This is a genomic window from Collinsella sp. AF08-23 (assembly GCF_003479805.1).
Taxonomy (GTDB): domain Bacteria; phylum Actinomycetota; class Coriobacteriia; order Coriobacteriales; family Coriobacteriaceae; genus Collinsella.
In genome coordinates this window covers 48,899-56,329 of record NZ_QUHV01000015.1, presented here as the reverse complement: position 1 = coordinate 56,329, position 7,431 = coordinate 48,899, and the positions used below count along the sequence as shown (strand labels likewise).

The 7,431-nt window shown below is 65.2% G+C and carries 3 protein-coding genes; 1 reads left to right on the top strand and 2 read right to left on the bottom strand.

What is annotated here, in order from left to right; all coding sequences use genetic code 11:
- Positions 1–37: 37 nt before the first annotated feature.
- Both DWV48_RS08310 and gltB read right to left on the bottom strand, forming a co-directional pair.
- The gene (locus tag DWV48_RS08310) at positions 38–253 is read right to left on the bottom strand and encodes a hypothetical protein (protein ID WP_233546243.1); all 216 of its coding nucleotides are present in this window, start codon (positions 251–253) and stop codon (positions 38–40) included.
- Positions 246–4,967 (bottom strand): glutamate synthase large subunit, encoded by a 4,722-nt coding sequence (gene gltB / locus DWV48_RS08305; protein WP_118654340.1) that lies wholly within the window; start codon positions 4,965–4,967, stop codon positions 246–248. The genes DWV48_RS08310 and gltB overlap by 8 nt, the downstream gene beginning before the upstream one ends.
- Before the next feature lie 362 nt (positions 4,968–5,329).
- On the opposite strand from gltB, the gene DWV48_RS08300 reads away from it, so the two are divergent.
- A complete protein-coding gene (locus DWV48_RS08300; RefSeq protein WP_118654339.1) occupies positions 5,330–7,420 on the top strand; it encodes a glutamine synthetase III in 2,091 nt (696 codons plus the stop codon).
- Positions 7,421–7,431 lie beyond the last annotated feature (11 nt).

The following is a 7,431-nucleotide window of genomic DNA, read 5'->3' as shown; positions in this document are numbered from 1 at the left end:
AGACTCTCATCCGACTGTCCAATTTAGTATAGCCACATCAGTGCAGCGGGCACCCGCTCGTGCGTGCGCGCCCGAACGATATGCCCGATTGACAGAAGGCGACGCCGCACATCATGCAGCGGCTCGCCTGCTCACGCCGGACATCCTCGCCGGGTTCGCGATACAGCGGGTCGAAGTCGCGCGTGCGTTCATCGGTCGGCCGCAGGACGTGGGCCTGCCGATCCGTGGTGAGAAAAGCTCCGGGTTTACCCATGGTGGGCCTCCTTGGTGCTCATGGGACTGCAGATGGATGAGGGAATGGTGCTTGCAGCGGATGCTGCGCTTGCTGAGGGCGCGGTCATGATTTCGAAGGCGCGCTCGACGGCCGCCTCGTGGGAGTGTCCGGCGCGTTCCTCCTCCGTCACGATTTCGAGCATGTGCCGGTATTCGGTGGGAATCACCTTGATAAAGGCGTGCTCGATGTCGGAGAAGCAGTACAGAAGCCTCATGCCGCGCGGACTCGCCGTGTACCTGACGTGCTCCTCGATGAGTGAACGGATGCGGGCGAGTTCGGAGGCGTCCGGCCGCTCGAGCGTGAGCGTCTCCGCGTTCACGCGGCTGGCAAGCGTGCCGTACTCGTCGTAGACGTAGGCGACGCCGCCCGTCATGCCGGCGCCGAAGTTGTGCCCGACCTCGCCGAGGATGAGCGCGACACCGCCCGTCATGTACTCGCAGCCATGTGCGCCCACACCCTCGACGACCACGGTCGCACCCGAGTTCCTCACGGCGAAGCGCTGGCCGGCAAGGCCGTTTACAAAGCCGCGACCGCCCGTCGCGCCCATGAACGCGACGTTGCCCACGATGACGTTCTCGTCGAACTTGAAGGTCGCGCCCTCTGGGGGTGCCACGGACAGGACGCCTCCCGAGAGGCCCTTGCCAAAGTAGTCGTTCGCGTCGCCGCGCACGCTGAGCGTCATGCCGCTGGGAACGAATGCGCCGAAGCTCTGGCCCGCAGAGCCCGTGCACCGTACCGTGATGGAGCCCTCCGGCAGCCCGTTGGGGTGCGCACTGGTGACGGCATGTCCGAGCATGGTGCCCGTGCAGCGGTTGATGTTGGCAATGTCGACGTCCAGCTGGACGGGGACCATGTGCGAGCGGGCGTGGGCGGTGCGAGGGATGAGCAGCGTGGCGTCGAGCGTCTCGTCGAGGTTCGAATCGGCCGCCATGTAGGGCAGGTAGTGGCGGCAATCGGCCCCGGGGATATGGGAGCCGAACTCGCAGCGAGCCGGCGCGAGGACACGGGAGAGGTCGAGGAGGTCGGACTTCCAGTTTCCGGCGCCGCGCACCTGGCGCAGGCATTCGACGTGCCCGACCATCTCGTCGACGGTGGCGAAGCCCAGACGCGCCATCACGCCGCGCAGCTGCTCGACGACGAACAACATGAACCGCTCGACGTGCTCGGGCTTACCGGCGAAGCCGTGGCGCAGGCGGCAGTTCTGCGTGGCGATGCCGGCCGGGCACGTGTCCTGCTGGCAGTCGCGCTGCATGAGGCACCCCATGGCGATGAGCGGCATGGTGGCGAAGCCGAACTCCTCGGCGCCCAGCAGGCACGCCACGGCGACGTCGGTGCCGTCCATGAGCTTGCCGTCCGCCTCGAGCACCACGCGGGAGCGCAGGCCGTTGCGCACGAGCGTCTGCTGTGCCTCGGCAAGGCCGAGCTCCAGCGGCAGGCCGGCGTGCCAGATGGAATCGCGCGGGGCCGCGCCCGAGCCGCCGTTGTGGCCCGAGATCAAGATCTTGTTGGCGGCACCCTTGGCGACGCCGGTGGCGATGGTTCCCACGCCCGCCTCGCTCACAAGCTTGACGCTCACGCGCGCACGGGGGTTGGCGCACTTGAGGTCGAAGATGAGCTCGGCCAGGTCCTCGATGGAGTAGATGTCGTGGTGCGGAGGAGGCGAGATGAGGCCGATGCCGGGCGTCGACTGTCGGACCTCGGCGATCCAAGGGTAGACCTTCTTGCCGGGCAGGTGGCCGCCCTCGCCGGGTTTCGCGCCCTGCGCCATCTTGATCTGGATCTCGGTTGCCGAGGAGAGGTACCGGCTCGTCACGCCAAAGCGGCCAGAAGCGACCTGTTTGATGGCGGAGTTCACCGAGTCGCCATCCGCGAGCGGCGTCTCGCGGCGCGGGTCCTCGCCGCCTTCGCCCGAGTTGGACCGGCCGTGCAGACGGTTCATGGCGATGGCGAGACACTCGTGGGCCTCGCGGCTGATGGAGCCATAGCTCATGGCGCCGGTGTTGAAGCGCGTGGCGATGGAGCGCGCGTCCTCGACCTGATCGAGCGGGATGGGCGCGCGATCGGATGCGTCGAAGTCGATCAGGTCGCGCAGGCGCACGACGCGGCCCGGGCGGTGCAGGCGGGCGCTATACGCTTCGAATGCCTCGGCGTCGTCTTCGTGCACGGCACGTTGCAGCAGGTAGACGGTTTGGGGGTCGATGAGGTGGTCTTCGCCGCCCAAGGGGCGCCACTTGGTGAGGCCGAGCGTGGGGAGCTGGTCGGGCGCGGGAGAATGCGCGATTCTCTCCGCGGCATCCACCCGCTCATCGAGTTCGCGCTGAAGCTCGGCGAGGCCCATGCCGCCCACGCGGCTGACCGTGCCCGAGAAGAAGCGGTCGACGAGCTCAGGTGCGAGGCCGACGGCCTCGAAGATCTGGGCGGAATGGTAGCTTTGCATGGTGGAGATGCCCATCTTGGACATGATGGACACCACGCCCGCTGTTGCCGCGCGGTCGAAGCGTTCGATGCCCTCTCGAGCGCAAAGCACACGGCCGTCGGCTTCCACAAGGTCGCCCTCGTGCGCCAGACGCGCGATGTGCGTGTGGGCGCCGTACGGGTAGATGCCGCTTGCCGAGTAACTTACAAGCGCGGCGAGGTCGTGCGCCGAGAGCGCGTCGCCGCACTCGACGATGAGGTCGGCGAAGGTGCGCAGCCCCGAGCGCATCAGGTGGTTGTGAACCGCTCCGACGGCGAGGAGGGACGGAATGGAGACCTCACCTGAGCCCGCGCGGTCGGAGAGTGTCACGATGTTCACGCCGTCGCGCACCGCCCGCTCGACCTCGCGGCACAGCTCATCGAGCGCGCGCTCAAGCGCACCTTCTCCCGCATCGCGCAGGTAGACGGCGCGGAAGGTGCGGGCATGGAAACCCGTGCGGTCGATTGAGGAGATTGCCTTGAACTGCTCACCCGTGAGGATTGGGGAGTCTAGGCGGATGAGTTGGCAGGCGCTGCGGCTGTCCTCCAGCAAGTTGCCGTGATTGCCCAGGTACAGGATGGTGGAAGTGACCACGTGCTCGCGCAGTGCGTCGATGGGTGGGTTCGTCACTTGGGCGAACAGCTGGTAGAAGTAGTCGAAGAAAGAGCGCGTCTTGGTGGAGAGGCAGGCGAGCGGGGCGTCGATGCCCATGGAGGCGAGCGGCACCTTGCCCGTCAGGGCCATGGGGCGCACGACCTCATCGACGTCATCCCAGTGGTGGCCGAGCTTGGCGGCCTCGACGGCCGACAGCATATCTGCCCCGTCGGCGTCTGCATTGCTGCCAGATTCGTCCGCGATGTCCGCAAGGGTGAGCATCTCCTCGGCAATCCAGTCGCGGAACGGCTTGAGCTTGGCCAGGCCAGAGCGAAGCTCGTCGTTGTAGATCACGCGCGCCTGGGAGAAATCGACCTCGAGCATCTCGCCCGGACCGAGCAGCCCGGAGGTGAGGACGTTGGCAGGGTCGACCTCGATGGTTCCAACCTCGGAGGACAGCAGGAAGCGGTCGTCGCGCGTCACGTAATAGCGAGCCGGGCGCAGGCCGTTACGGTCGAGGGCGGCGCCGAGCGTGCGTCCATCGGTGAACGCGATGGCGGCAGGTCCGTCCCAGGGCTCCATGAGCATGGACTGGTAGGCGTCGTAGGAACGGCGCTCCGGCGTGAGTGCGTCATTGTGATCCCAGGGCTCGGGCATGAGCATCGAGACGGCGCGCGTGAGGGGCCTGCCGTTTTGCACAAGGAATTCGAGCACGTTGTCGAGGATCGCGGAGTCCGATCCCTCGCGGTTGATGATGGGCAGCACGCGTTCCAAATCGTGTTGGAGCACGGGCGAATAGAGGTTGGGCTCACGCGCGCGGATCCAGTTGACGTTGCCCTTCAAGGTGTTGATCTCGCCGTTGTGGATGATGAGGCGATTGGGGTGCGCGCGCTCCCAGCTGGGCGTGGTGTTGGTCGAATAGCGGGAGTGGACGAGCGCGACGGCCGTCTTGACGGCGGCGTCGTTGAGGTCGATGTAGAAACGGCGCATCTGGGTCGCGACGAGCATGCCCTTGTACACGATGGTCCGCGCGCTCATGGAGCAGATGTAGAAGATCTTCCCGTCGAGGGAGGGCTCGGCATCGGCGCGCTTCTCGATGGAGCGACGGCACACGTAGAGGGCGCGCTCGAATTCGTCACCGGCCTCGATCGAGTCGGGGCGTCCCAGGAACGCCTGCATGATGGTGGGCATGCAAGCTTGTGCGGTCGAACCGAGGTCGTGCGGATCGACGGGGACGGTGCGCCAAAAGAGCAGGGGGATACCGCAAGCGGCGCATTCCTCTTCGAAGATGCGGCGTGCGTCCACCACTCCGTGTTCATCGCGCGGCAAAAAGACCATCGCCACGCCGTAGTCGCCCTCTGCGGGCAGGAGATGCCCGCACTTCTGTGCCTCCTTGCGGAAGAATCGGTGGGGGACCTGGAAGAGAATGCCCGCGCCGTCACCGGTGTTGCGCTCGAGCCCCACGCCGCCGCGGTGCTCGAGGTTCACCAAGACGGAGAGGGCGTCGTCGAGGATCTGGTGGCTGCGCTCACCCTTGATGCTCGCCAGGGCGCCGATGCCGCATGCATCGTGTTCGAATTCGGGTTTATAGAGGGTCGGCTGGTCGTCCTTGCCTGTGGCGGGCGATATGGGTGTCTGTTCCATGCCTGCTCCTTTGCTCTTGATGCCAGTGAGAATCGTTCGGCAGGAATGGTACGTTCGGTTGGTTGCGTGTGGTTTGCAGGTGTGTTTCCCGATGGTTTCCGGCATGCGAACATCTGAATACGCACATTTCACACCCATGCTGAGCTGGGATTATCCAAAAACGGACGAAATACGCCGTCGCATGATTTTTTTGCCGCAGGTGTGCTTACGACATTCTTTCCGCAGGCAGCATGCGGTACGCTACGATATGTTTCACGCTTGCAACGCAGCGGTAATTGCATCGAAACGTATGGCGTATAGGCTGCAATCGTCCGCTAGCACCAGCGTCGCTCACGCGCGGCGCGCCACGAAGGGAGCATCTGATGGCCGATCTCACCGACCGCTTCGGCACGATGGTCTTCTCTGAAGACGTCATGAAGAAGTGGCTGCCCAAGGACGTGTACAAAAAGCTCGCGGGAACCATTGAGGAGGGCAAGCCGCTCGACCTCGACGTCGCGAACGCCGTGGCCCACGCCATGAAGGAATGGGCGATCGCTCACGGCGCCACGCATTACGCGCATTGGTTCCAGCCCCTGTCGGGAATCACGAGCGAGAAGCACGACAGCTTCCTTGAGCCCAACCACGATGGCACCGCCATCACCAAGTTCTCGGGCAAGGCGCTCATCAAGGGCGAGCCCGACGCCTCGAGCTTCCCCAACGGCGGCCTGCGCGCCACCTTCGAGGCACGTGGCTATACCGCATGGGACGCCACGAGCCCGGCGTTCATCAAGGACGACGTGCTCTGCATCCCCACGGCGTTTTGCTCCTACACCGGCGAGGCGCTGGATAAGAAGACCCCGCTGCTGCGCTCCATGACCGCCCTCGACGAGCAGGCCAAGCGCGTACTCGCCCTGTTCGGCAAGCATCCCAAGCGCGTCGTGCCTTCCGTGGGCGACGAGCAGGAGTACTTCCTCATCAAGAAGGACGCATACCGTAAGCGCCGCGACCTCGTTATCTGCGGCCGCACGTTGTTCGGCGCGGCTCCGTGCAAGGGCCAGGAGCTCGAAGAGCACTATTTCGGTGCCATTCGCCCAACCGTCTCCGCGTACATGAAGGACCTCGATAACGAGCTTTGGGCACTGGGCATCCCGGCCAAGACGAAGCACAACGAGGTGGCGCCGTGCCAGCACGAACTCGCGCCCGTGTATTCCGAGCTCAACGAGGCCGTTGACAACAACCTCCTCATGATGGAGAAGATGAAGCTCATCGCCAGCCGCCACGATCTGGTGTGCCTGCTGCACGAGAAGCCGTTCGAGGGCATCAACGGTTCGGGCAAGCACAACAACTGGTCGCTCGGCACCGCCGACGAGAACCTGCTCGAGCCCGGCGACACGCCGCTCGAGAACTTGCAGTTCGTGGTGTTCCTTACTGCGGTCATCGAGGCCGTCGACAAGTACCAGGATCTCCTGCGCGCCAGCGTCGCGAGCTGCGGCAACGACCACCGTCTGGGCGCCAACGAGGCGCCGCCGGCGATCATGTCCATCTTCCTGGGCGATCAGCTCACCGAGGTCGTCGAGATGCTGATGGACGGCGAGGCGAGCGTCCACGCCACCACCGACACGCTCACCTTCGGCACGGTGCTGCTGCCCAACCTCGAGCAGGACAACACCGACCGCAACCGCACGAGCCCTTTCGCCTTCACGGGCAACAAGTTCGAGTTCCGCGCCGTGGGCTCCGAGGCGAACGTCTCCGACGCGAACCTGGTGCTCGACTGTGCCGTCGCCCAGGCCCTGCGCGACTTCGCGGACGCCCTCGAGGGCACGCCCGAGGACGACTTCCAGGAGGCCGCGCTGGCCTACTGCGCCGAGCATCTGCGTGAGCATCGCCGCATCCTCTTCTCCGGTGATGGTTATTCCGAGGCGTGGGAGAAGGAGGCCGAGTCTCGCGGCCTGTGCAACTTCCGCACCGCCGCCGACGCGCTGCCGGCATTTGTCGCCGAGAAGAACCTCGCGCTGTTCCAGGAGCTCGGCGTGCTTTCCGAGGCCGAGGCCGTGTGCCGCTACGAGGTCAAGCTCGAGAAGTACAACAAGCTCATGAACATCGAGGCCACGACGATGATCCGCGAGGCGCGCCGCACGTACCGCCCGGTCATCACCGCCTACGCCACCAAGGTCGCCAAGGGTCTTGAGGCCATCCGCGCCGCCGGTGCCGAGGCGGCGATGCAGTGCGAGCAGAATACGCTCAATAAGCTCTGCAACGGCATCACCGACATCAACGAGGCCATCAAGGCGCTCGATGCGGTGCACGTCAAGGCGGAGTCCATGGCAGATGGCCAGGAGCAGGCGAATTGCTATGCGCACGAGGTTGCACCCGCTATGGCCGACCTGCGCGCGGCAGTCGATGCCATGGAGGAGATCGTGGCCGCAGATTACTGGCCGGTCCCGACGTATGATGACGTCTTGTTCTACGTGTAGGAACTCTGTTA